Genomic DNA, 25,263 nt, shown 5'->3' with positions numbered 1-25,263 from the left:
GTTTGCGATGTTTGATTACCGTTCTGCTGCTTTAGATGTATTAAAAACTGAGATAGAGGCCTTAGAGCAACTTGACCAATACTTCAACGATGAGTTTATCCAAGCGTGTGAACTGATTTTGTCCAACAAAGAGGGCAAAGTTGTCGTCATGGGTATGGGGAAATCTGGCCACGTTGGCAATAAGATCGCCGCTACCCTTGCAAGTACAGGAACGCCCTCTTTCTTTGTTCATCCTGGCGAAGCAGCCCATGGCGACCTAGGTATGATTAAGCCGGGCGACATCGTGTTGGCGATCTCAAACTCGGGGGAATCATCAGAAATCTTGGGGCTATTCCCAGTCTTAAAAAGATTGAACATCAAAATCATCAGTATGACTGGCAAGCCACACTCAAATATGGCAAAGCTTTCGGATCTCCATCTTCAGATTACCGTACCGAAAGAAGCCTGCCCAATTCAGCTCGCACCAACGTCAAGCACAACTGCGACTATAGTGATGGGCGATGCACTTGCGATGGCACTGATGCAAGCGCGTGGTTTTACCGCAGAAGATTTTGCGCTCTCCCACCCGGGTGGCGCGTTAGGTCGCAAGCTATTGTTGAAACTCGCCGATATTATGCACTCAGGTGAGAACCTACCTCTAGTTAAGCCTACAGCTCTCGTTAGGGAAGCACTGCTTGAGATCAGCCAAAAAGGCTTGGGCATGACTGCGGTCGTCGATGACCACCAGCAATTGTTAGGTATCTTTACCGATGGCGACTTGCGCCGAATCTTAGACAAACGCGTTGACATTCATACTGCGTCGATTGGTGATGTTATGACAGCAAATCCAACTGTCGCTTCTCCTAATATGTTGGCAGCAGAAGGGTTAAACTTAATGCAAGCAAAAAGCATCAATGGCCTGATTCTCTGCGATCAGGGCAAAGTCGTCGGCGCACTGAATATGCACGACATGTTAAAAGCAGGAGTGATGTAATGACACAATGGGTAGAAACTCTGTATCAACCTGTGGAACAAAACATTCTAACGATTGCCAAACAGATCAAACTGCTGATTTGTGATGTTGACGGTGTTTTCTCTGATGGTCTCATCTACATGGGCAACGATGGAGAAGAACTCAAAACCTTTCATACCCGCGATGGCTATGGGGTAAAATCGCTAATGAATGCAGGTATTGAGATTGCTATCATCACAGGGCGTCAGTCGCAAATTGTCGAGAACCGCATGAAAGCCCTTGGCGTTTCCATGATCTATCAAGGTCAAGACGATAAAGTGCAAGCGTATCAAGATATTTGTGACAAGCTGAATATTTCTCCGGAGCAAACTGGCTATATCGGCGATGACCTTATTGATTGGCCAGTGATGGAAAAGGTGGCGTTAAAAGTCTGCGTAGCAGATGGTCACCCATTACTTAGAAAACGAGCCAATTACGTCACGGCGATCAAAGGTGGGCACGGTGCCGTGCGCGAAGTGTGTGACCTGATTTTGCAAGCGCGTGACGAGTTGGATGTGCACAAAGGTTTAAGTATATGAGTCTATCTCGTATCAGCTACCTGATTCTTGGTTTTGCTCTCTGTTGGTCAGCCTATTACTATTTTGACCGACAAAGCCAACAAGCACCTCAAGTTAGTCCTGATTTAGAACAGCCGATGTTCAGTGGGAAGTCGTTAACCAATACGTCTTATACTGAAAGCGGCGTACGAAGCTACGTGATTACCTCACAAAGCTTGGATCATTACGCTAAAAGCGGTGATACCGTTTTTGAGAAGCCTGTACTCAAGGTGTATAAAGAAGGTTTACTTCAAGAGTGGGAAATCACCGCTCAGACAGGCATTTTGAATAAAAAACATATTCTGACACTTTCGACCGATGTCGTTGTAAAAAACCTACTTCCTGAATCGGGATTCGATACACTGTCTACCAACAGTATGAACATCCAACTCGACAACAGAGATTTTTGGGCAGATGATCAAGTCATCATCAATGGCCCTCAGTTTGAAACCGTAGGGCAAGCAATGAAAGGCAATTTTGCCGATCATGATGCAACCCTTTATAAGAGCGTACAAGGTAGATATGAAACTCTCACACCTTAGTCTTATTTCTTGCTTAGTCTTATCAGGCCCAGCAATGGCGCTGTCGACTGACCAACAGCAGCCGGTTTATATTGACTCAGACAGCCAGCAGCTAGACATGCAGAGTAACAAAGTCACCTTTCTCGGTGACGTAAAGCTCAAGCAAGGTAGCATTAACATCAACGCTGACAAGATCGTTGTTACCCGTAACCCAAACGATGGGTCGATTGAAAGCATTGATGGTTTTGGCAAACTCGCGACATTTTCGCAGCTCACTGACGACGGAAAAACCCTGTATGGCGAAGCCGAAGAGCTAGAGTACAGCTTAGCCAAAGATCAGTTAACCATGCGTATAAAAGCCATGCTGTCTCAAGATGACAGTACCATTCGTGGTAATCAAATTCGCTACCATATTTCTTCACAGAAACTCACTGCGGATGGCCAGTCAAAAGGCGATCGCGTCTCCACTGTCCTACAACCTCAAGCAGTACAAGAATAGTTATGGCGTTACTCAAAGCAGAGCACTTGGCGAAAAGCTACAAGAACAGAAAAGTCGTCTCAGACGTCAGCTTGCAGGTCAAATCCGGGCAGATTGTCGGTTTACTTGGCCCAAATGGGGCGGGAAAAACCACTTCGTTTTACATGATTGTCGGTTTAGTTGCGCGTGATGAAGGTGCGATTTACATCGATGATCAAGATATCAGCGTTTTACCTATGCATAGTCGTTCCCGAATGGGGATAGGCTACCTTCCGCAAGAAGCCTCTATATTCCGTAAACTGTCAGTTCAAGACAACATCATGGCTGTTCTAGAGACCCGGAAAGAGCTGACCCGAGAAGAACGCCAAGACAAATTGGAAGACCTGCTAGAAGAATTCCACATCCAGCACATTCGTCAAAGTGCAGGTATGGCATTATCAGGGGGCGAACGTCGCCGAGTTGAAATTGCTCGAGCACTGGCCGCAAACCCAAAATTTATATTGCTTGATGAACCCTTTGCAGGCGTCGACCCGATTTCGGTTATCGATATCAAGAAGATCATTGAGCATCTTCGCGATCGCGGACTCGGAGTGTTAATCACTGACCATAACGTTCGCGAGACTCTAGATGTCTGTGAAAAAGCTTACATCGTTAGCCAAGGACACTTAATTGCCGAAGGGTCACCGGATGAAGTTCTCAATAATGAACAAGTAAAACAAGTTTATCTCGGCGAACAATTCCGTCTATGATTAAAGTGAAGAACGGCAAGATTCTATAGCATTTAAGGCAAATAATACTGAATGAAACCCTCATTACAACTCAAGCTAGGACAGCAGTTAGCGATGACACCTCAGCTACAGCAAGCGATTCGTTTGTTGCAGTTGTCAACGCTAGACCTTCAACAAGAGATTCAAGAAGCGCTCGATTCCAATCCTCTTCTCGAAGTCGAGGAGTCAGGGGATGACGCTACAATTGCCGAGGATAAAGGCAGTAATGAGGACAAAGAACCCACCGTTGATGTCGCAGAACCAGACGTAAAAGACAGTTCAGAGCTCATCGAGAAATCGGAAATCAGCTCTGAACTTGAAATCGATACAACATGGGAAGATGTCTACAGCGCCAACACCGGAAGCACAGGCATCGCCTTAGATGATGACGCTCCCGTTTATCAAGGTGAGACAACAGAGTCGCTGCATGATTACTTAACTTGGCAGCTTGACCTAACTCCATTCAGTGATACGGACCGTACCATTGCCATGGCCATTATCGATGCTGTAGATGATTACGGTTATCTAACAGTCTCTAGCCAAGATATTCTAGAAAGCTTTGATAACGAAGAAATTGAAATTGAAGAAATCGAAGCCGTTCGTAAGCGCATTCAGCAGTTTGACCCATTAGGTGTCGCTTCACTAAACCTACAAGATTGCCTGCTACTTCAACTTGCCACTTTCCCAGAAGATACACCTTGGCTATCAGAAGCAAAGTTAGTCCTGACTAACCATATAGATCAACTTGGCAATCGTGACTACAAACTGATCATTAAGGAAACTAAGCTTAAAGAAGCAGAGCTCAGAGAAACCCTCAAGCTAATCCAACAATTGGACCCGAGACCAGGAAGTCGCATCACCACCGAACATGCAGAGTATGTTATTCCCGATGTCTCAGTCTTTAAAGATCACGGTAAATGGGTAGTCACAATTAATCCAGATTCGGTACCAAAACTGAAGGTAAATCAGCAATATGCCGCGCTAGGCAAAGGCAATAGTGCCGATAGCCAGTACATCCGCAGCAATTTGCAAGAGGCGAAATGGCTAATTAAGAGCCTAGAAAGCAGAAACGAGACGTTGCTCAAAGTTGCTAAGTGTATTGTTGAACATCAACGGGATTTCTTCGAGTATGGAGAAGAAGCCATGAAGCCAATGGTGCTCAATGATGTTGCACTTGATGTCGACATGCATGAGTCAACCATTTCACGGGTAACAACGCAGAAATTCATGCACACCCCGCGTGGTATTTTTGAATTGAAGTACTTTTTCTCCAGTCATGTTAGTACTGACAACGGCGGAGAATGTTCATCCACTGCAATTCGCGCTTTGATTAAAAAGCTGGTTGCTGCCGAAAACAGTGCCAAGCCACTGAGTGACAGCAAGATTGCAGCTCTACTCGCTGACCAAGGGATTCAGGTCGCTAGACGAACAATAGCGAAATATCGTGAATCACTCGGCATTGCCCCTTCAAGTCAGCGCAAACGCCTGCTTTAAGGCATTTAACCGAGAAGGAAAGTCTATGCAAATCAATATTAATGGCCACCACGTTGATCTAACAGATTCAATGCAAGACTATGTTAATGAAAAGTTTCAAAAGCTGGAGCGCTTTTTTGACCATATCAACAGCGTTCATGTTGTTTTAAAAGTTGAAAAAGTCCGTCAAATCGCAGAAGCTACCCTTCACGTAAATCAAGGTGAGATTCATGCCTCTTCAGATGATGAAAACATGTATGCCGCTATTGATTCCCTAGTCGACAAACTTGTTCGACAGCTAAACAAGCACAAAGAGAAGCTAAACGCTCACTAACCACCATGCAATTAAGCGAAATCCTTACACTGGACTGCACGAAAAGTGCAGTTCAGTGCACCAGTAAAAAACGAGCCCTAGAAATGATCAGTGAACTTGTCGCTGAAAAAACAGGCCAAAACTCCACCGAACTATTTGAATGCATGCTCAGCCGAGAGAAGATGGGCAGTACTGGCATTGGAAATGGAATAGCCATTCCCCATGCTCGTATGCAGTCGAGTGACAAAGCCGTGGCGGTATTAATTCAATGCGAATCTCCTGTTGAGTTCGACTCCATCGACAATCGACCTGTTGACCTACTTTTTGCTCTCCTCGTCCCAGACGCTCAATGTAAAGAGCATTTAAAAACCCTTTCTAGCATGGCCGAACGATTAAACGACAAACAGGTCCTCAAACAACTTCGCAAGGCTCAATCAGATCAAGAGCTTTACGACATTATGGTTAGCCAATAATGCGTCTGATTGTAGTAAGTGGTTACTCAGGCGCGGGTAAAAGCGTCGCGCTTCGTGTTCTAGAAGATCTTGGCTACTACTGTGTCGACAACTTACCCGTCGATATGTTGGATGCGTTTGTTCAATCGGTTCAATCAAGCAAACAAAATGTCGCGGTAAGCATTGATATCCGCAACCTACCTGCCGAACCAAATTTAGTTGAGGATGTTTTAACTCAGCTAAAACAAAGCTCTGATGTCAGTGTGTTGTTCCTAGATGCGAACAAAGAAACCTTGCTGAAACGCTACAGCGAAACACGTCGCATCCACCCTTTGACACTCAGCCTAGAAAACACATCACTCGAACAAGCGATTGAGAAAGAGCGCGCGATCCTCTCTCCGTTAAAAGAGCATGCTGATCTAGTGATCAACAGCAGTAATCAATCTCTGCATGAACTGAGTGAAACCGTTCGTATGCGTGTAGAGGGGCGAGAGCGTAAAGACCTCGTTATGGTCTTTCAATCATTCGGCTTCAAATACGGGCTACCCAATGATGCGGACTATGTGTTTGACGTTCGATTCTTGCCAAACCCACATTGGGAGCCAGACCTAAGACCATTGACGGGCTTAGATGCGCCAATCAAGTCATTTTTGGAAAGTCACTCTGATGTGATGGAGCTAAAACAACAGATTCAAAAGTTCATTGAACACTGGCTACCACTCCTCGAGAAAAATAACCGCAGCTACCTAACCGTAGCGATTGGCTGCACTGGCGGAAAACACCGCTCTGTATATTTAACCCAACAAATTGGCGAATACTTTGCTGAGATGGGCCACCAAGTGCAGATCCGTCATGCGTCGTTAGAGCAAAACCACAAGGAATAACATCATGCAGCAACAGAGTCGAACCGTTCTAATCCAAAACCGTTTAGGCCTTCACGCTCGTGCTGCTGTAAAGCTTGTTGAATTGGCTCAATCTTTTGACTCCGTGCTAACCATTCAAAACCATGAAGGGAAAGAAGCCACTGCAGATAGCGTGATGGGATTGCTACTACTTGAATCAGCTCAAGGCGAACATGTCACCATTAGCGCTGAAGGTGCAGACGCCCACCCAGCTCTTGAAGCCGTTTGCCAACTTATCGAAGCAAAGTTCGAAGAAGACGATTAATACCTCTTCATTGACAAATTTCCTCTCCTTCACATTAACTTATTAAATAGATTGTAAAATTAAGTTACTATTCACCGCATTGTAGATAAATAGAGTCAGGGGGAATCAATGGCAGAGCAAATTGAATTTGACCAAGCTCACCAAGCCCTCCAAGAAGTTACAGAAGCTCTAGAAAATGGCCGCTTTGTTCATGTTCGTCGTCAATTACAGGACATGGAACCTGAAGACATTGCCCATCTATTAGAGGCCTCTCCGCGTAAAAGCCGTGAAGTTCTTTGGCAACTTACCGATCCAGAAGATTATGGTGAAATCCTCGACGAGCTCAACGAGGATGTCAAAGATGACTTGGTGTCTAAGATGGCACCAGAAATGCTCGCGGAAGCAACGGAAGGGATGGAAACGGATGACGTAGCCTATGTACTGCGTAGCTTACCTGACGACGTTTCCAGAGAAGTCTTATCGCAAATGGATGCGGCAGAGCGTCTATTGGTCGAAACCGCCCTCTCCTATCCTGAAGATACCGCTGGTAGTTTGATGAATACCGACGTCATCACCATTCGTGGTGATGTCGATGTCGATGTTGTCCTGCGTTACCTACGTATGAAAGGCGAACTACCAGAAGCAACAGATGCTTTGTATGTCATTGACGAAGAGAGCCGACTGATTGGTGAGCTTCCGATTACCACGCTCATCACAACCCAGCCCGATGTAAAAATCAGTGATGTGATGGAAGACGCTGATGAAGCGATTGACGTCACCATGAGTGATTCTGATATCGCAAGTCTATTCGAGCGCCGTAACTGGGTTTCAGCACCTGTCATAGATGAAAACCAGCATCTAGTCGGTCGTATTACCATCGATGACGTAGTCGATGTCATTCGTGAAGATGCGGAACACTCAATGATGAGTATGGCGGGTATGGATGATGACGAAGATACTTTCGCACCAGTCGTAAAATCAGCACGGAAGCGAAGTATTTGGCTGGGCGCCAACGTACTCGCAGCCCTCGCTGCGGCGTCGGTCTCCAATATGTTTGAGGCCACCTTAGATCAAATGGCAGCTATCGCCGTTCTAATGACTATCGTTCCATCAATGGGAGGTGTTGCAGGAAACCAGACTGTCGCACTGGTCATCCGTGGTCTTGCTCTTGGGCATATCGGTGACTCAAACAAACGAGAACTGCTTATTAAAGAAGCTGCGATCGGCCTCCTTAACGGCATTATGTGGGCGCTGATTATTGGTGGTATCGTCGTTGCTTGGAAGGGTAACTGGATGTTGGGAGGTATTATCTCAGCCGCGATGTTAACCAATCTACTGGTCGCGGGCATTGCTGGGGTAACTATTCCGATTCTGTTGAAGAAGATGAATATCGACCCTGCCCTAGCAGGCGGTATGGCACTAACCACCGTCACCGATGTGATTGGTCTATCGGTTTTCTTAGGCCTCGCAACGATCCTAATTTAAGGGCGAAATAGCAGAAACGAAAAAGCGCAGTATCAATGATACTGCGCTTTTGTTTTTATCGACATCTAGCCAATAGATAGTTAGCTGTTAATGTTTGGTCCCAACCACTTCTCAGCTTCTAGCATATCCCAACCTTTGCGAGCTGCGTAGCTTTCCACTTGATCCTCTTGGATCTGAGCGATCGCAAAGTAACGAGAGTCAGGATGCGAGAAGTACCAACCCGAAACGGATGCACCTGGGTACATTGCATAGCTCGATGTCAGTGACATTCCAATGTTTTCTTCAACATTCATAAGCTCCCAAAGCGGTCCTTTCTCAGTATGCTCTGGACATGCTGGGTAGCCAGGAGCAGGACGAATACCTTGGTATTTCTCACGAATCAGGTCTTCATTCGACAGAGCTTCATCCGCAGCGTAACCCCAAATCTCTTTACGCACACGCTCATGTAGATACTCAGCAAATGCTTCCGCCAGACGGTCCGCTACCGCTTGAATCATGATGGCATTGTAATCATCACCCTGTGCTTTGTATTCGTCGGCAAGTTCACGCTCACCGATACCACCAGTTACTGCAAAAGCACCAACCCAATCGCGCTTACCAGACTCTTTCGGGGCAACATAATCAGACAGACAGTAGTTGAAGCCTTTTGGTTTCTCCGTCTGCTGGCGCAAGTTATGCAGCACTTTCGCCACTTCTGTTCGAGATTCATCAGTGTAAACTTCAATATCATCACCCACGCTTGCAGCAGGGAACAGACCACACATACCTCGTGCTTTGAGTAAGCCTTCACGCTCAACACGATCTAATAGTTCGTTAGCATCTTTGTACAGGCGCTGCGCCTCTTCACCTACTTCTTCATGGTCAAAGATTGTTGGATACTTGCCGACTAACGACCAAGTCATAAAGAAAGGCGTCCAGTCGATGTACTTACGCAAAGTAGACACTTCAAAGTCATCAAAGATATGGATGCCCGGCTTCACAGGAGCAGGAGGCGTGTACTTATCCCAATCAATCGCGGCTTTGTTCGCTCGTGCTTCTTCTAAAGTAACAGGCTTAGTGCGCGGCTTCTTACGGTTATGCTGATCACGCACGCGTTCATAATCCACGTCAAGTTTCTCAACAAAGCTAGGGCGAAGTTCGTCTGAAAGTAATGATGTACATACACCAACCGCACGAGAAGCGTTATTGACGTAAACCACTGGATGCTTGTAGTTCTGCTCAATCTTAACCGCCGTATGGGCTTTCGATGTTGTCGCACCACCAATCAGAAGCGGAAGATCAAAATCAAGACGCTCCATTTCTTTGGCGACATGCACCATTTCATCAAGGGACGGAGTGATCAAACCAGAAAGACCAATGATATCGACGTTTTCTTCTTTGGCTACCTTGAGGATCTTCTCACATGGCACCATTACGCCAAGATCGATGATCTCGTAGTTGTTACATTGCAGAACCACGCCAACAATGTTCTTACCGATATCGTGAACGTCACCTTTTACCGTAGCCAACAAAATCTTACCGTTGGAAGAGCCCACTTGCTTCTCTTTATTAATAAAGGGCTCTAAATGTGCTACAGCTTGCTTCATAACACGCGCTGATTTCACTACCTGAGGAAGGAACATCTTACCTTCACCAAATAAGTCACCCACCACGTTCATGCCGTCCATCAATGGACCTTCGATTACTTCCAGTGGCTTAGAGGCATTAAGGCGAGCTTCTTCGGTATCTTCGACAATGAACTCCGTAATGCCTTTAACCAACGCATGTTCAAGACGCTTCTCTACCGTCCAAGTACGCCACTCTAATGCAGAAGCATCTTCTTCTTTGCCGACGCCTTTACCTGCGTATTCTGCCGCGATATCAAGTAGCCTCTCGGTCGAATCATCACGGCGGTTAAGAACCACGTCTTCTACCGCTTCACGCAGTTTGTCTGGAACGTTATCGTAGATCTCTAATTGACCCGCGTTCACGATGCCCATGTCCATACCATTTTTAAAGCAGTGGTATAGGAATACCGCGTGAATCGCTTCACGGACGTAGTTATTACCGCGGAATGAGAAGGAAACGTTAGACACACCACCAGAGATCATCGCGTGAGGCAAGTCGCGCTTAATGTCGGCAACCGCTTCGATGAAATCCACGGCGTAGTTGTTGTGCTCTTCGATGCCCGTCGCAACCGCGAAGATGTTCGGGTCAAAGATGATATCTTCTGGTGGGAAGCCGACTTCATCAACCAAGATACGATAAGCGTTAGTACAGATTTCTAACTTACGCTCACGTGTTTCTGCCTGACCAACTTCATCAAACGCCATAACGATAACTGCAGCACCATAGCGACGAATCAGTTTTGCTTGCTCAACAAACTTCTCTTTACCTTCTTTCAAAGAGATGGAGTTCACGATGCCCTTGCCCTGAATACACTTCAGACCCGCCTCGATAACCTCCCATTTAGAAGAGTCGACCATGATAGGCACTTTGGAGATCTCAGGCTCAGAGGCACATAGGTTTAGGAAACGAACCATACAGGCTTCTGCATCCAACATGCCTTCATCCATGTTGATGTCGATGATCTGAGCACCGTTCTCAACTTGTTGTCGGGCGACCTCTAGCGCTTCATCGTAGAGCTCTTCTTTGATCAGGCGTTTAAATCGAGCAGAACCGGTAACGTTAGTACGCTCACCTACGTTGATAAACAGTGTCTCTTTTTCAATCGTAAGAGGCTCGAGACCGGATAAACGACACGCAACCGTAAGCTCAGGCAAATCACGAGGTTTGACACCTTCAACGGCCATTGCCATATGGCGAATATGCTCTGGCGTGGTGCCACAACAACCACCAATTAGGTTGAGGAAACCGCTCTCCGCCCACTCTTTAACGTGTTCCGCCATATCTTCTGGCGAAAGGTCATACTCACCAAATGCATTCGGTAGACCCGCATTTGGGTGAGTAGAAACAAAAGATTCCGAAATACGAGAAAGCTCTTCTACGTAAGGGCGCAGTTCGTCAGGACCAAGCGCACAGTTCAAACCAAATGAAATCGGGTTAACATGACGAAGAGAGTTATAGAAGGCTTCCGTAGTTTGACCTGAGAGGGTGCGTCCAGAAGCATCAGTAATGGTACCGGAGATCATAACTGGCAACTCGATACCTAATTCTTCGAAGACGCTATCAACCGCGAAGGCACAAGCTTTAGCGTTAAGCGTATCGAAGATGGTCTCGATAAGAATAAGATCAGAGCCACCTTTGATCAGCGCTCGAGTGGACTCTGAATAAGCTTCAACAAGCTCATCGAAGCTGACGTTACGATAGCCTGGATCGTTTACATCAGGGGAGATAGAACAAGTACGGTTTGTTGGACCAAGCACACCCGCAACATAACGTGGACGCTCTGGCGTTTTTGCCGTCCATTCATCAGCGGCTTCACGGGCAAGCTTTGCAGCGGCGAAGTTGATTTCCTCACTCAGGCTTTCCATCTCATAGTCAGCCATCGCAATCGTCGTCGCGTTAAAGGTGTTGGTCTCAAGAATATCAGCGCCTGCTTCTAAGTAAGCGCAATGAATTTCCTTAATCAATTGAGGCTGAGTGAGCACCAACAAATCGTTGTTGCCTTTTAGATCACAATGCCAATCCGCAAAGCGCTCTCCTCGATAGTCTTGCTCTTCAAGTTTGTATCCCTGAATCATGGTGCCCATACCACCATCAATCAGCAAGATACGTTGCTTTAATTGAGCTTCAATCTGTTGTCTTACATTACTTCCCACAGTACAGCCTCATTCCTTTAGTTATCTCTCCATCCTATCACACAAATTAAAGGAGTCTAGACGTCTAAAACAACTAAATTTATCACTCTTCCATGACAAAAAAGTGTTTGCTATTTAAGCATGCTAGGAACAAAATTCTTATTCACATTTTGTTACATGTAGAGAGTTTTATGTCGGTCTACTACACCCTATGTTTTCTATCCGCTGCTGCGATGATGATTGCTTTCATAAACAGCAAGATAGGAAAAATGCAAACGACAATCGCCATCACTGCTGGCTCAATGATTTTATCGTTACTCATCTTGGTCGCAGGTCAAAATGATTGGTTCCACTTAACAGAAATTGCTTCGAAGACAATGTCGAGCATTAACTTCGAAGATTTTTTGCTCAAAGGGATCTTGGGTTTCCTGTTGTTTGCCGGCGGACTAGGCATCAAACTGCCGAACTTGAAAGATCAAAAGTGGGAAATCACCGTACTTGCTTTAGGGGCAACCTTGTTCTCTACCTTCTTTATTGGTTTCGCTTTATATGGCTTCTGCCAACTAATCGGGATCCAATTTAATTTGGTCTACTGCTTATTGTTCGGTGCATTGATTTCTCCAACAGACCCGATTGCAGTGCTGGCCATCGTTAAAAAGCTCGATGCACCAAAACGAATTTCTACCCAAATCGAAGGAGAGTCACTGTTTAATGATGGCTTTGGGTTAGTGATTTTTGTCACTCTATATACCATCGCTTTTGGCAGCGAAGCACCGACCGTTGGCAGTGTCAGCATGCTGTTTGTTCAAGAAGCCATTGGCGGCATCGCTTATGGCTTCGCCCTAGGTTTACTGTTTCACTACTTGATTAGCGCAACTGATGATCACTCAATGGAGCTCTTATTGACGATTGGTATTCCAACCGCTGGATACGCATTTGCTGAAGTGCTGCATGTCTCTGGTCCTTTAGCCATGGTCGTCTCGGGTATTATGATTGGCAACTGGACACGCTTTATTGGCTTTTCCAAAGAGAGTGAGGATCACCTTGATCATTTTTGGGAGCTAGTTGATGAGTTCCTTAACGGCGTACTCTTCCTACTGATCGGCATGTCGATGCTGCTCTTCGAGTTCCACAAAGAAGACTGGATATTAATGGCATTCTCTGTACCTTTGGTACTCTCAGCCCGTTACATCAGCGTATTTCTCTCCTACATAGGGTTCAAACGCTACCGTAAGTATAACCCTTGGTCAGTCAAGATTCTCACTTGGGGAGGGCTACGTGGCGGCCTAGCGCTGGCAATGGCTCTGTCGATCCCATCTGGAATTTGGGTCATTCAAGATAAGCTTATTGATGTGAAAGAGATTATTTTGGTTATGACCTATTCGGTAGTCGTCTTCTCTATACTAATCCAAGGTTCAACGATCACCCCTATGATCGAAAAAGCAAAGCTAGCCCAAAAAGAGATGGAAGCTGCAAACACCACCGAACAGTAATAGAGACCACTTTATATGTAAAAAGGCAGCGAAGGTCGCTGCCTTTTTTACATCTATTACTTTCTGAAGAGCTCTTCTTGTATAGGCTCAGCAATGGGTTGGGATGACGATTTACGCAATTTGATAAGTAGAATACTCGAGATAGCAAGACATAGAGTTACGACCGGAGCAGCCATTAAGCCAACAGTTATATACTTACTGATTTTTTCCGGAAGCATAGGTAACAACATGCCAAATGAGCACAATAGTAATGTCCATAGAGATGCACTTACCCATGAAAAGTAGTGAAACTGTCGAACTTGACTGGCACGCATTCCCATCACCAAAGGTAATAAAGAACGAACTACAGGGATAAAGCGAGCACAAAACAAAGCCACCAAACCATGTTTACCTAATAATGCGTCTACCTGAATCATACGGTTAGTCGGAACCGAGTTTACCCACCGTTGCACCCGAGGCAATTTGTTTAACCAAGCCCCCTGCAAATAGCCAACCCAACTTCCGAGCGCTGCGCTAAGACATATCAGTACAAATACCGAAATTGGATGAAGAACTCCGACTGCGGCTAAAGTGCCAGAAAGTACGACGACACTATCACACGGGAACGGCGCTGCTGGGATGAAACCACTTTCAAGAAAAATCAGTGTTCCAACAACACAGTAAATCATCACTGCACTGCCTGGTGTTTGTAGAACAGAAAAATCTTGCTGCCAAAGAGCAGCAAGTGTAGAGAGAAGAGCATCCAACATATTGATAAACTCTAGAAATGCCTAACTATCTCTCTTTTATCCCTTTGACCAGACATCTGCAATTACGATATTCAATCGTTAGGATTAGCAGGCCCAGACCTAAGGCTTAAGCTTCTCCTAAAACGACAAAAGCCTAGTCGTCAGACTAGGCTTTCTAATATTGAGGGCGATGGTATAGCGCTGCGCCACTCTTTTAACTCGAATCGAAACAAAAAAGGATTCGCCAGATACGAAAAAACCTCAGCATTTCTGCTGAGGTCTTCAATAAATGGCGGAGTGGACGGGACTCGAACCCGCGACCCCCGGCGTGACAGGCCGGTATTCTAACCAACTGAACTACCACTCCGCAGTGGCGTACTCGCTACAAGCAAGTGTCCATAATTTAAAGCCTGGCGATGTCCTACTCTCACATGGGGAAGCCCCACACTACCATCGGCGCTAATTCGTTTCACTTCTGAGTTCGGCATGGAATCAGGTGGGTCCAAATCGCTATGGTCGCCAAGCAAATTCTTTAATCTGGAAAGCTGTTTGTGTTCTCTATAACACAATCAAAGTATTCTTATTTGAGTCCATCAAAACCCTTTGGGTGTTGTATGGTTAAGCCTCACGGGCAATTAGTACAGGTTAGCTCAATACCTCACAGCACTTACACACCCTGCCTATCAACGTTCTAGTCTCGAACAACCCTTTAGGACTCTCAAGGAGTCAGGGAAGACTCATCTCAGGGCTCGCTTCCCGCTTAGATGCTTTCAGCGGTTATCGATTCCGAACTTAGCTACCGGGCAATGCGTCTGGCGACACAACCCGAACACCAGAGGTTCGTCCACTCCGGTCCTCTCGTACTAGGAGCAGCCCCCTTCAATCTTCCAACGCCCACGGCAGATAGGGACCGAACTGTCTCACGACGTTCTAAACCCAGCTCGCGTACCACTTTAAATGGCGAACAGCCATACCCTTGGGACCGACTTCAGCCCCAGGATGTGATGAGCCGACATCGAGGTGCCAAACACCGCCGTCGATATGAACTCTTGGGCGGTATCAGCCTGTTATCCCCGGAGTACCTTTTATCCGTTGAGCGATGGCCCTTCCATTCAGAACCACCGGATCACTATGACCTGCTTTCGCACCTGCTCGAATTGTCATTCTCGCAGTCAAGCGGGCTTATGCCATTGCACTAACCTCACGATGTCCAACCGTGATTAGCCCACCTTCGTGCTCCTCCGTTACTCTTTGGGAGGAGACCGCCCCAGTCAAACTACCCACCAGGCACTGTCCGCAACCCCGATGAGGGGTCAACGTTAGAACATCAACACTACAAGGGTGGTATTTCAAGGACGGCTCCACCGATACTGGCGTACCGGGTTCAAAGCCTCCCACCTATCCTACACATGTAGGGTCAATGTTCAGTGCCAAGCTGTAGTAAAGGTTCACGGGGTCTTTCCGTCTAGCCGCGGGTACACTGCATCTTCACAGCGATTTCAATTTCACTGAGTCTCGGGTGGAGACAGCGTGGCCATCATTACGCCATTCGTGCAGGTCGGAACTTACCCGACAAGGAATTTCGCTACCTTAGGACCGTTATAGTTACGGCCGCCGTTTACCGGGGCTTCGATCAAGAGCTTCGTGCAAGCACTAACCCCATCAATTAACCTTCCGGCACCGGGCAGGCGTCACACCGTATACGTCATCTTACGATTTTGCACAGTGCTGTGTTTTTAATAAACAGTTGCAGCCACCTGGTATCTGCGACTCTCAATAGCTCCATCCGCAAGGGACTTCACCGTCAAGAGCGTACCTTCTCCCGAAGTTACGGTACCATTTTGCCTAGTTCCTTCACCCGAGTTCTCTCAAGCGCCTTGGTATTCTCTACCCGACCACCTGTGTCGGTTTGGGGTACGATTCCTTACAATCTGAAGCTTAGAGGCTTTTCCTGGAAGCATGGCATCAATGACTTCACACCCGTAGATGCTCGACGTCGTGTCTCAGCCTTAAAGAGAGCCGGATTTACCTAACTCTCAAGCCTACGCACTTGAACCTGGACAACCGTCGCCAGGCCCACCTAGCCTTCTCCGTCCCCCCATCGCAATTGTAAGAAGTACGGGAATATTAACCCGTTTCCCATCGACTACGCCTTTCGGCCTCGCCTTAGGGGTCGACTTACCCTGCCCCGATTAACGTTGGACAGGAACCCTTGGTCTTCCGGCGAGGAGGTTTTTCACCCCCTTTATCGTTACTCATGTCAGCATTCGCACTTCTGATACCTCCAGCATGCTTTACAACACACCTTCAACGGCTTACAGAACGCTCCCCTACCCAATGACTAAAAGTCATTGCCGCAGCTTCGGTTTATAGCTTAGCCCCGTTACATCTTCCGCGCAGGCCGACTCGACTAGTGAGCTATTACGCTTTCTTTAAATGATGGCTGCTTCTAAGCCAACATCCTAGCTGTCTAAGCCTTCCCACATCGTTTCCCACTTAGCTATAATTTGGGACCTTAGCTGGCGGTCTGGGTTGTTTCCCTCTCCACGACGGACGTTAGCACCCGCCGTGTGTCTCCCGGATAGTACTTACTGGTATTCGGAGTTTGCAAAGGGTTGGTAAGTCGGGATGACCCCCTAGCCTTAACAGTGCTCTACCCCCAGTAGTATTCGTCCGAGGCTCTACCTAAATAGATTTCGGGGAGAACCAGCTATCTCCAGGTTTGATTGGCCTTTCACCCCTAGCCACAAGTCATCCGCTAATTTTTCAACATTAGTCGGTTCGGTCCTCCAGTTGATGTTACTCAACCTTCAACCTGCCCATGGCTAGATCACCTGGTTTCGGGTCTATATCCAGCAACTCGACGCCCAGTTAAGACTCGATTTCTCTACGGCTCCCCTAGATGGTTAACCTTGCTACTGAATATAAGTCGCTGACCCATTATACAAAAGGTACGCAGTCACAGGACAAGCCTGCTCCTACTGCTTGTACGTACACGGTTTCAGGTTCTATTTCACTCCCCTCACAGGGGTTCTTTTCGCCTTTCCCTCACGGTACTGGTTCACTATCGGTCAGTCAGTAGTATTTAGCCTTGGAGGATGGTCCCCCCATATTCAGACAGGATATCACGTGTCCCGCCCTACTCGATTTCACTGAACACACATCGTCAACTACGGGACTATCACCCTGTATCGTCGGACTTTCCAGACCGTTCGTCTAACGCGTGTAAAGCTTAAGGGCTAGTCCAATTTCGCTCGCCGCTACTTTCGGAATCTCGGTTGATTTCTTTTCCTCGGGGTACTTAGATGTTTCAGTTCCCCCGGTTCGCCTCGTTATGCTATGTATTCACATAACGATACTTACTTATGTAAGTGGGTTTCCCCATTCGGAAATCCCAGACTCAAATGGTTTTTACTACCTAATCTGGGCTTATCGCAAGTTAATACGTCCTTCATCGCCTCTGACTGCCAAGGCATCCACCGTGTACGCTTAGTCACTTAACCATACAACCCCAAAGGGTCTTTGTTAGTAACCAAAGTTGTCTGCATTTTTATACATGTGCAGACACGATTTTGCCGGACTCAAATTCCAAGAACACTTGAATGTGTCGTTTGGTGTTTGTCATAAAGACAAACATTGAGAACTTTACAATCAACAATAATTTGTTGATTTGTCAGCTTTCCAAATTGTTAAAGAGCTAGATTTCTAATGAAACCATTTTTAAAGACTCTGCCTTCTATTTAAAGAAAGAAGAACACTTAAAGATGGTGGAGCTATGCGGGATCGAACCGCAGACCTCCTGCGTGCAAGGCAGGCGCTCTCCCAGCTGAGCTATAGCCCCATCAAGGTGTCGATACTGTATGCCAACTTCAAGGAAATTGGTGGGTCTGAGTGGACTTGAACCACCGACCTCTCGCTTATCAGGCGAACGCTCTAACCACCTGAGCTACAGACCCAGTATCGTCTCTAAAACGTATAAACCATCAATCTGTGTGAACACTCATCGCAATAATCATCGTATAAGGAGGTGATCCAGCGCCAGGTTCCCCTAGCGCTACCTTGTTACGACTTCACCCCAGTCATGAACCACAAAGTGGTGAGCGTCCCCCCGAAGGTTAAACTACCCACTTCTTTTGCAGCCCACTCCCATGGTGTGACGGGCGGTGTGTACAAGGCCCGGGAACGTATTCACCGTGGCATTCTGATCCACGATTACTAGCGATTCCGACTTCATGGAGTCGAGTTGCAGACTCCAATCCGGACTACGACGCACTTTTTGGGATTCGCTCACTCTCGCAAGTTGGCCGCCCTCTGTATGCGCCATTGTAGCACGTGTGTAGCCCTACTCGTAAGGGCCATGATGACTTGACGTCGTCCCCACCTTCCTCCGGTTTATCACCGGCAGTCTCCCTGGAGTTCCCACCCGAAGTGCTGGCAAACAAGGATAAGGGTTGCGCTCGTTGCGGGACTTAACCCAACATTTCACAACACGAGCTGACGACAGCCATGCAGCACCTGTCTCTCAGTTCCCGAAGGCACACTCGTATCTCTACAAGCTTCTGAGGATGTCAAGAGTAGGTAAGGTTCTTCGCGTTGCATCGAATTAAACCACATGCTCCACCGCTTGTGCGGGGCCCCGTCAATTCATTTGAGTTTTAATCTTGCGACCGTACTCCCCAGGCGGTCTACTTAACGCGTTAGCTCCGAAAGCCACGGCTCAAGGCCACAACCTCCAAGTAGACATCGTTTACGGCGTGGACTACCAGGGTATCTAATCCTGTTTGCTCCCCACGCTTTCGCATCTGAGTGTCAGTATCTGTCCAGGGGGCCGCCTTCGCCACCGGTATTCCTTCAGATCTCTACGCATTTCACCGCTACACCTGAAATTCTACCCCCCTCTACAGTACTCTAGTCTGCCAGTTTCAAATGCAATTCCGAGGTTGAGCCCCGGGCTTTCACATCTGACTTAACAAACCACCTGCATGCGCTTTACGCCCAGTAATTCCGATTAACGCTCGCACCCTCCGTATTACCGCGGCTGCTGGCACGGAGTTAGCCGGTGCTTCTTCTGCAGCTAACGTCAAATGATGCCGCTATTAACGACAACACCTTCCTCACTGCTGAAAGTACTTTACAACCCGAAGGCCTTCTTCATACACGCGGCATGGCTGCATCAGGCTTGCGCCCATTGTGCAATATTCCCCACTGCTGCCTCCCGTAGGAGTCTGGACCGTGTCTCAGTTCCAGTGTGGCTGATCATCCTCTCAGACCAGCTAGGGATCGTCGCCTTGGTGAGCCCTTACCTCACCAACTAGCTAATCCCACCTGGGCATATCCTGACGCGAGAGGCCCGAAGGTCCCCCTCTTTGAGCCGAAGCTATTATGCGGTATTAGCCATCGTTTCCAATGGTTATCCCCCACATCAGGGCAATTTCCCAGGCATTACTCACCCGTCCGCCGCTCGACGCCGTTATCGTTCCCCGAAGGTTCAGACAACTCGTTTCCGCTCGACTTGCATGTGTTAGGCCTGCCGCCAGCGTTCAATCTGAGCCATGATCAAACTCTTCAATTTAAGATTTTGTCGGCTCAATGAATACTGAACATTACATAAGTAATGTTTGAATTGACTGTGCTGAATCTTTCGATTCAATGGTCACTTCGTTTCATTGAAACCTAATTTGAAGCCTAAGCTTCTAATTGGATTATCATCAACGAGTGCCCACACAGATTGATAGGTTTATATTGTTAAAGAGCTTTGCTTTCAGCACCTTAGCACTTAAGCAGGACGCGTATATTACGCGATTGACTGTTGAAGTCAACATAAAACTCTAAGATATTTCTTAAAATTCTATGGTGACTGATTTTCAATGAAAATCGGTCAAATTTAAAGCCTGGCGATGTCCTACTCTCACATGGGGAAGCCCCACACTACCATCGGCGCTAATTCGTTTCACTTCTGAGTTCGGCATGGAATCAGGTGGGTCCAAATCGCTATGGTCGCCAAGCAAATTCTTTAATCTGGAAAGCTGTTTGTGCTCTCAAAACACAATCAAGTAATTCTTGTATCGAGTCCATCAAAACCCTTTGGGTGTTGTATGGTTAAGCCTCACGGGCAATTAGTACAGGTTAGCTCAATGCCTCACAGCACTTACACACCCTGCCTATCAACGTTCTAGTCTCGAACAACCCTTTAGGACTCTCAAGGAGTCAGGGAAGACTCATCTCAGGGCTCGCTTCCCGCTTAGATGCTTTCAGCGGTTATCGATTCCGAACTTAGCTACCGGGCAATGCGTCTGGCGACACAACCCGAACACCAGAGGTTCGTCCACTCCGGTCCTCTCGTACTAGGAGCAGCCCCCTTCAATCTTCCAACGCCCACGGCAGATAGGGACCGAACTGTCTCACGACGTTCTAAACCCAGCTCGCGTACCACTTTAAATGGCGAACAGCCATACCCTTGGGACCGACTTCAGCCCCAGGATGTGATGAGCCGACATCGAGGTGCCAAACACCGCCGTCGATATGAACTCTTGGGCGGTATCAGCCTGTTATCCCCGGAGTACCTTTTATCCGTTGAGCGATGGCCCTTCCATTCAGAACCACCGGATCACTATGACCTGCTTTCGCACCTGCTCGAATTGTCATTCTCGCAGTCAAGCGGGCTTATGCCATTGCACTAACCTCACGATGTCCAACCGTGATTAGCCCACCTTCGTGCTCCTCCGTTACTCTTTGGGAGGAGACCGCCCCAGTCAAACTACCCACCAGGCACTGTCCGCAACCCCGATGAGGGGTCAACGTTAGAACATCAACACTACAAGGGTGGTATTTCAAGGACGGCTCCACCGATACTGGCGTACCGGGTTCAAAGCCTCCCACCTATCCTACACATGTAGGGTCAATGTTCAGTGCCAAGCTGTAGTAAAGGTTCACGGGGTCTTTCCGTCTAGCCGCGGGTACACTGCATCTTCACAGCGATTTCAATTTCACTGAGTCTCGGGTGGAGACAGCGTGGCCATCATTACGCCATTCGTGCAGGTCGGAACTTACCCGACAAGGAATTTCGCTACCTTAGGACCGTTATAGTTACGGCCGCCGTTTACCGGGGCTTCGATCAAGAGCTTCGTGCAAGCACTAACCCCATCAATTAACCTTCCGGCACCGGGCAGGCGTCACACCGTATACGTCATCTTACGATTTTGCACAGTGCTGTGTTTTTAATAAACAGTTGCAGCCACCTGGTATCTGCGACTCTCAATAGCTCCATCCGCAAGGGACTTCACCGTCAAGAGCGTACCTTCTCCCGAAGTTACGGTACCATTTTGCCTAGTTCCTTCACCCGAGTTCTCTCAAGCGCCTTGGTATTCTCTACCCGACCACCTGTGTCGGTTTGGGGTACGATTCCTTACAATCTGAAGCTTAGAGGCTTTTCCTGGAAGCATGGCATCAATGACTTCACACCCGTAGATGCTCGACGTCGTGTCTCAGCCTTAAAGAGAGCCGGATTTACCTAACTCTCAAGCCTACGCACTTGAACCTGGACAACCGTCGCCAGGCCCACCTAGCCTTCTCCGTCCCCCCATCGCAATTGTAAGAAGTACGGGAATATTAACCCGTTTCCCATCGACTACGCCTTTCGGCCTCGCCTTAGGGGTCGACTTACCCTGCCCCGATTAACGTTGGACAGGAACCCTTGGTCTTCCGGCGAGGAGGTTTTTCACCCCCTTTATCGTTACTCATGTCAGCATTCGCACTTCTGATACCTCCAGCATGCTTTACAACACACCTTCAACGGCTTACAGAACGCTCCCCTACCCAATGACTAAAAGTCATTGCCGCAGCTTCGGTTTATAGCTTAGCCCCGTTACATCTTCCGCGCAGGCCGACTCGACTAGTGAGCTATTACGCTTTCTTTAAATGATGGCTGCTTCTAAGCCAACATCCTAGCTGTCTAAGCCTTCCCACATCGTTTCCCACTTAGCTATAATTTGGGACCTTAGCTGGCGGTCTGGGTTGTTTCCCTCTCCACGACGGACGTTAGCACCCGCCGTGTGTCTCCCGGATAGTACTTACTGGTATTCGGAGTTTGCAAAGGGTTGGTAAGTCGGGATGACCCCCTAGCCTTAACAGTGCTCTACCCCCAGTAGTATTCGTCCGAGGCTCTACCTAAATAGATTTCGGGGAGAACCAGCTATCTCCAGGTTTGATTGGCCTTTCACCCCTAGCCACAAGTCATCCGCTAATTTTTCAACATTAGTCGGTTCGGTCCTCCAGTTGATGTTACTCAACCTTCAACCTGCCCATGGCTAGATCACCTGGTTTCGGGTCTATATCCAGCAACTCGACGCCCAGTTAAGACTCGATTTCTCTACGGCTCCCCTAGATGGTTAACCTTGCTACTGAATATAAGTCGCTGACCCATTATACAAAAGGTACGCAGTCACAGGACAAGCCTGCTCCTACTGCTTGTACGTACACGGTTTCAGGTTCTATTTCACTCCCCTCACAGGGGTTCTTTTCGCCTTTCCCTCACGGTACTGGTTCACTATCGGTCAGTCAGTAGTATTTAGCCTTGGAGGATGGTCCCCCCATATTCAGACAGGATATCACGTGTCCCGCCCTACTCGATTTCACTGAACACACATCGTCAACTACGGGACTATCACCCTGTATCGTCGGACTTTCCAGACCGTTCGTCTAACGCGTGTAAAGCTTAAGGGCTAGTCCAATTTCGCTCGCCGCTACTTTCGGAATCTCGGTTGATTTCTTTTCCTCGGGGTACTTAGATGTTTCAGTTCCCCCGGTTCGCCTCGTTATGCTATGTATTCACATAACGATACTTGCTTATGCAAGTGGGTTTCCCCATTCGGAAATCCCAGACTCAAATGGTTTTTACTACCTAATCTGGGCTTATCGCAAGTTAATACGTCCTTCATCGCCTCTGACTGCCAAGGCATCCACCGTGTACGCTTAGTCACTTAACCATACAACCCCAAAGGGTCTTCTAGTCAACTAACCAAAGTTGTCTGCATTTTTATACATGTGCAGACACGATTTTGCCGGACTCAAATTCCAAGAACACTTGAATGTGTTTATTGGTGTTTGTCATAAAGACAAACATTGAGAACTTTACAATCAACAATAATTTGTTGATTTGTCAGCTTTCCAAATTGTTAAAGAGCAATAATAGCTCGAAGCTTACGCTTCAAAACCATCAATCTGTGTGAACACTCATCGCAATAATCATCGTATAAGGAGGTGATCCAGCGCCAGGTTCCCCTAGCGCTACCTTGTTACGACTTCACCCCAGTCATGAACCACAAAGTGGTGAGCGTCCCCCCGAAGGTTAAACTACCCACTTCTTTTGCAGCCCACTCCCATGGTGTGACGGGCGGTGTGTACAAGGCCCGGGAACGTATTCACCGTGGCATTCTGATCCACGATTACTAGCGATTCCGACTTCACGGAGTCGAGTTGCAGACTCCGATCCGGACTACGACGCACTTTTTGGGATTCGCTCACTCTCGCAAGTTGGCCGCCCTCTGTATGCGCCATTGTAGCACGTGTGTAGCCCTACTCGTAAGGGCCATGATGACTTGACGTCGTCCCCACCTTCCTCCGGTTTATCACCGGCAGTCTCCCTGGAGTTCCCACCCGAAGTGCTGGCAAACAAGGATAAGGGTTGCGCTCGTTGCGGGACTTAACCCAACATTTCACAACACGAGCTGACGACAGCCATGCAGCACCTGTCTCTCAGTTCCCGAAGGCACACTCGTATCTCTACAAGCTTCTGAGGATGTCAAGAGTAGGTAAGGTTCTTCGCGTTGCATCGAATTAAACCACATGCTCCACCGCTTGTGCGGGCCCCCGTCAATTCATTTGAGTTTTAATCTTGCGACCGTACTCCCCAGGCGGTCTACTTAACGCGTTAGCTCCGAAAGCCACGGCTCAAGGCCACAACCTCCAAGTAGACATCGTTTACGGCGTGGACTACCAGGGTATCTAATCCTGTTTGCTCCCCACGCTTTCGCATCTGAGTGTCAGTATCTGTCCAGGGGGCCGCCTTCGCCACCGGTATTCCTTCAGATCTCTACGCATTTCACCGCTACACCTGAAATTCTACCCCCCTCTACAGTACTCTAGTCTGCCAGTTTCAAATGCAATTCCGAGGTTGAGCCCCGGGCTTTCACATCTGACTTAACAAACCACCTGCATGCGCTTTACGCCCAGTAATTCCGATTAACGCTCGCACCCTCCGTATTACCGCGGCTGCTGGCACGGAGTTAGCCGGTGCTTCTTCTGCAGCTAACGTCAAACGAATACGCTATTAACATACCCGCCTTCCTCACTGCTGAAAGTACTTTACAACCCGAAGGCCTTCTTCATACACGCGGCATGGCTGCATCAGGCTTGCGCCCATTGTGCAATATTCCCCACTGCTGCCTCCCGTAGGAGTCTGGACCGTGTCTCAGTTCCAGTGTGGCTGATCATCCTCTCAGACCAGCTAGGGATCGTCGCCTTGGTGAGCCCTTACCTCACCAACTAGCTAATCCCACCTGGGCATATCCTGACGCGAGAGGCCCGAAGGTCCCCCTCTTTGAGCCGAAGCTATTATGCGGTATTAGCCATCGTTTCCAATGGTTATCCCCCACATCAGGGCAATTTCCCAGGCACTACTCACCCGTCCGCCGCTCGACGCCGTTATCGTTCCCCGAAGGTTCAGATAACTCGTTTCCGCTCGACTTGCATGTGTTAGGCCTGCCGCCAGCGTTCAATCTGAGCCATGATCAAACTCTTCAATTTAAGATTTTGTCGGCTCAATGAATACTGAACATTACATAAGTAATGTTTGAATTGACTGTGCTGAATCTTTCGATTCAATGGTCACTTCGTTTCATTGAAACCTAATTTGAAGCCTAAGCTTCTAATTGGATTATCATCAACGAGTGCCCACACAGATTGATAGGTTTATATTGTTAAAGAGCTCTCTTCTTTGTGATTCGCATCACTTCAGAAGAGGCGGCCATTCTAGCGAGATAAAGTTTAGTGTCAACCACTTTTTTCAAACTTTTTTTCAAGCGTTACCGCTTGGCTAGTAAACCGCGCCGACTTCGCTTGA

14 protein-coding genes, 3 tRNA genes and 6 rRNA genes are annotated in these 25,263 nt (G+C 47.7%); 12 read left to right on the top strand and 11 right to left on the bottom strand.

Going from position 1 to position 25,263, the window contains the following annotated elements:
* The first annotated feature begins 7 nt into the window (after nucleotides 1-7).
* The 11 genes from U9J37_RS13275 to mgtE all read left to right on the top strand — a co-directional run bounded on the left by U9J37_RS13275 (nucleotide 8) and on the right by mgtE (nucleotide 8,183).
* On the top strand, nucleotides 8-973 hold the full coding sequence (locus U9J37_RS13275; protein WP_039628016.1) for a KpsF/GutQ family sugar-phosphate isomerase: 966 nt from the start codon (nucleotides 8-10) through the stop codon (nucleotides 971-973).
* Entirely contained in the window at nucleotides 973-1,530 is a 558-nt protein-coding gene (kdsC, locus tag U9J37_RS13270; RefSeq protein WP_005476238.1) for a 3-deoxy-manno-octulosonate-8-phosphatase KdsC, read from the top strand. The genes U9J37_RS13275 and kdsC overlap by 1 nt, the downstream gene beginning before the upstream one ends.
* Nucleotides 1,527-2,090, top strand: a complete 564-nt coding sequence (lptC, locus tag U9J37_RS13265; RefSeq protein ID WP_005476240.1) for an LPS export ABC transporter periplasmic protein LptC — start codon at nucleotides 1,527-1,529, stop codon at nucleotides 2,088-2,090. Before kdsC ends, lptC begins: the two co-directional genes overlap by 4 nt.
* Nucleotides 2,071-2,568: a lipopolysaccharide transport periplasmic protein LptA gene (gene lptA, locus U9J37_RS13260; RefSeq protein ID WP_043887451.1), complete on the top strand. Its 498-nt coding sequence runs from the start codon at nucleotides 2,071-2,073 to the stop codon at nucleotides 2,566-2,568. The genes lptC and lptA overlap by 20 nt, the downstream gene beginning before the upstream one ends.
* A gap of 2 nt (nucleotides 2,569-2,570) precedes the next feature.
* On the top strand, nucleotides 2,571-3,296 hold the full coding sequence (gene lptB, locus U9J37_RS13255; protein WP_005476256.1) for an LPS export ABC transporter ATP-binding protein: 726 nt from the start codon (nucleotides 2,571-2,573) through the stop codon (nucleotides 3,294-3,296).
* Between the two features lie 51 nt (nucleotides 3,297-3,347).
* The gene (locus tag U9J37_RS13250) at nucleotides 3,348-4,808 is read left to right on the top strand and encodes an RNA polymerase factor sigma-54 (RefSeq protein ID WP_005476262.1); all 1,461 of its coding nucleotides are present in this window, start codon (nucleotides 3,348-3,350) and stop codon (nucleotides 4,806-4,808) included.
* Nucleotides 4,809-4,833: 25 nt separating this feature from the next.
* Entirely contained in the window at nucleotides 4,834-5,121 is a 288-nt protein-coding gene (gene hpf, locus U9J37_RS13245; RefSeq protein ID WP_005476246.1) for a ribosome hibernation promoting factor, read from the top strand.
* Nucleotides 5,122-5,126: 5 nt separating this feature from the next.
* A complete protein-coding gene (gene ptsN, locus U9J37_RS13240) occupies nucleotides 5,127-5,573 on the top strand; it encodes a PTS IIA-like nitrogen regulatory protein PtsN (protein ID WP_038137895.1) in 447 nt (148 codons plus the stop codon).
* Nucleotides 5,573-6,436, top strand: coding sequence for an RNase adapter RapZ (rapZ, locus tag U9J37_RS13235; protein WP_005476229.1), 864 nt, complete (start codon nucleotides 5,573-5,575; stop codon nucleotides 6,434-6,436). The genes ptsN and rapZ overlap by 1 nt, the downstream gene beginning before the upstream one ends.
* A 4-nt stretch (nucleotides 6,437-6,440) precedes the next feature.
* Nucleotides 6,441-6,719, top strand: a complete 279-nt coding sequence (locus U9J37_RS13230) for an HPr family phosphocarrier protein (protein WP_005476226.1) — start codon at nucleotides 6,441-6,443, stop codon at nucleotides 6,717-6,719.
* Between the two features lie 108 nt (nucleotides 6,720-6,827).
* Entirely contained in the window at nucleotides 6,828-8,183 is a 1,356-nt protein-coding gene (mgtE, locus tag U9J37_RS13225; RefSeq protein ID WP_005476239.1) for a magnesium transporter, read from the top strand.
* A gap of 80 nt (nucleotides 8,184-8,263) precedes the next feature.
* Here the strand turns inward: mgtE and metH are convergent, their stop codons facing one another.
* Nucleotides 8,264-11,944 carry a methionine synthase gene (gene metH, locus U9J37_RS13220; protein ID WP_005476230.1) on the bottom strand — a complete coding sequence of 1,227 codons (3,681 nt, stop codon included), beginning with the start codon at nucleotides 11,942-11,944 and terminating at the stop codon, nucleotides 8,264-8,266.
* 92 nt (nucleotides 11,945-12,036) lie between these two features.
* On the opposite strand from metH, the gene U9J37_RS13215 reads away from it, so the two are divergent.
* A complete protein-coding gene (locus U9J37_RS13215; protein ID WP_198135520.1) occupies nucleotides 12,037-13,416 on the top strand; it encodes a cation:proton antiporter in 1,380 nt (459 codons plus the stop codon).
* A gap of 56 nt (nucleotides 13,417-13,472) precedes the next feature.
* On the opposite strand, the gene U9J37_RS13210 is transcribed toward U9J37_RS13215, so the two are convergent.
* From U9J37_RS13210 to U9J37_RS13165, 10 genes are all read right to left on the bottom strand, one after another.
* Nucleotides 13,473-14,165 (bottom strand): DedA family protein, encoded by a 693-nt coding sequence (locus tag U9J37_RS13210; protein WP_005476255.1) that lies wholly within the window; start codon nucleotides 14,163-14,165, stop codon nucleotides 13,473-13,475.
* 269 nt (nucleotides 14,166-14,434) lie between these two features.
* Nucleotides 14,435-14,511 (bottom strand) — tRNA-Asp (locus U9J37_RS13205).
* A gap of 41 nt (nucleotides 14,512-14,552) precedes the next feature.
* Nucleotides 14,553-14,668: ribosomal RNA gene (gene rrf / locus U9J37_RS13200) — 5S ribosomal RNA — on the bottom strand.
* Nucleotides 14,669-14,758: 90 nt separating this feature from the next.
* A 23S ribosomal RNA gene (locus tag U9J37_RS13195) occupies nucleotides 14,759-17,647 on the bottom strand.
* 262 nt (nucleotides 17,648-17,909) lie between these two features.
* Nucleotides 17,910-17,985 (bottom strand) — tRNA-Ala (locus U9J37_RS13190).
* Between the two features lie 38 nt (nucleotides 17,986-18,023).
* Nucleotides 18,024-18,100: transfer RNA gene (locus U9J37_RS13185), tRNA-Ile, on the bottom strand.
* A 64-nt stretch (nucleotides 18,101-18,164) separates the two neighbouring features.
* Nucleotides 18,165-19,716 (bottom strand): 16S ribosomal RNA (locus U9J37_RS13180).
* A gap of 317 nt (nucleotides 19,717-20,033) precedes the next feature.
* Nucleotides 20,034-20,149, bottom strand: a 5S ribosomal RNA gene (gene rrf / locus U9J37_RS13175).
* Between the two features lie 90 nt (nucleotides 20,150-20,239).
* Nucleotides 20,240-23,128 (bottom strand): 23S ribosomal RNA (locus U9J37_RS13170).
* A 267-nt stretch (nucleotides 23,129-23,395) separates the two neighbouring features.
* Nucleotides 23,396-24,947: ribosomal RNA gene (locus U9J37_RS13165) — 16S ribosomal RNA — on the bottom strand.
* Together the 16S, 23S and 5S rRNA genes with 3 tRNA genes alongside form the textbook arrangement of a ribosomal RNA operon.
* Between the last annotated feature and the right edge of the window lie 316 nt (nucleotides 24,948-25,263).

Source organism: Vibrio sp. 16, assembly GCF_963681195.1.
GTDB lineage: Bacteria > Pseudomonadota > Gammaproteobacteria > Enterobacterales > Vibrionaceae > Vibrio > Vibrio sinaloensis_D.
The sequence above is the reverse complement of the archived record's forward strand: the minus strand, read 5'-3'. Positions and strand labels throughout refer to the sequence as shown.

What these genes read in the sequence shown, in the direction of transcription:
- U9J37_RS13275 (WP_039628016.1), top strand. Translation starts at nt 8, where the DNA reads ATGTTTGATTACCGTTCTGCTGCTTTAGATGTATTAAAAACTGAGATA.
- kdsC (WP_005476238.1), top strand. Translation starts at nt 973, where the DNA reads ATGACACAATGGGTAGAAACTCTGTATCAACCTGTGGAACAAAACATT.
- lptC (WP_005476240.1), top strand. Translation starts at nt 1,527, where the DNA reads ATGAGTCTATCTCGTATCAGCTACCTGATTCTTGGTTTTGCTCTCTGT.
- lptA (WP_043887451.1), top strand. Translation starts at nt 2,071, where the DNA reads ATGAAACTCTCACACCTTAGTCTTATTTCTTGCTTAGTCTTATCAGGC.
- lptB (WP_005476256.1), top strand. Translation starts at nt 2,571, where the DNA reads ATGGCGTTACTCAAAGCAGAGCACTTGGCGAAAAGCTACAAGAACAGA.
- U9J37_RS13250 (WP_005476262.1), top strand. Translation starts at nt 3,348, where the DNA reads ATGAAACCCTCATTACAACTCAAGCTAGGACAGCAGTTAGCGATGACA.
- hpf (WP_005476246.1), top strand. Translation starts at nt 4,834, where the DNA reads ATGCAAATCAATATTAATGGCCACCACGTTGATCTAACAGATTCAATG.
- ptsN (WP_038137895.1), top strand. Translation starts at nt 5,127, where the DNA reads ATGCAATTAAGCGAAATCCTTACACTGGACTGCACGAAAAGTGCAGTT.
- rapZ (WP_005476229.1), top strand. Translation starts at nt 5,573, where the DNA reads ATGCGTCTGATTGTAGTAAGTGGTTACTCAGGCGCGGGTAAAAGCGTC.
- U9J37_RS13230 (WP_005476226.1), top strand. Translation starts at nt 6,441, where the DNA reads ATGCAGCAACAGAGTCGAACCGTTCTAATCCAAAACCGTTTAGGCCTT.
- mgtE (WP_005476239.1), top strand. Translation starts at nt 6,828, where the DNA reads ATGGCAGAGCAAATTGAATTTGACCAAGCTCACCAAGCCCTCCAAGAA.
- U9J37_RS13215 (WP_198135520.1), top strand. Translation starts at nt 12,037, where the DNA reads ATGACAAAAAAGTGTTTGCTATTTAAGCATGCTAGGAACAAAATTCTT.
- U9J37_RS13210 (WP_005476255.1), bottom strand. Translation starts at nt 14,165, where the DNA reads ATGTTGGATGCTCTTCTCTCTACACTTGCTGCTCTTTGGCAGCAAGAT.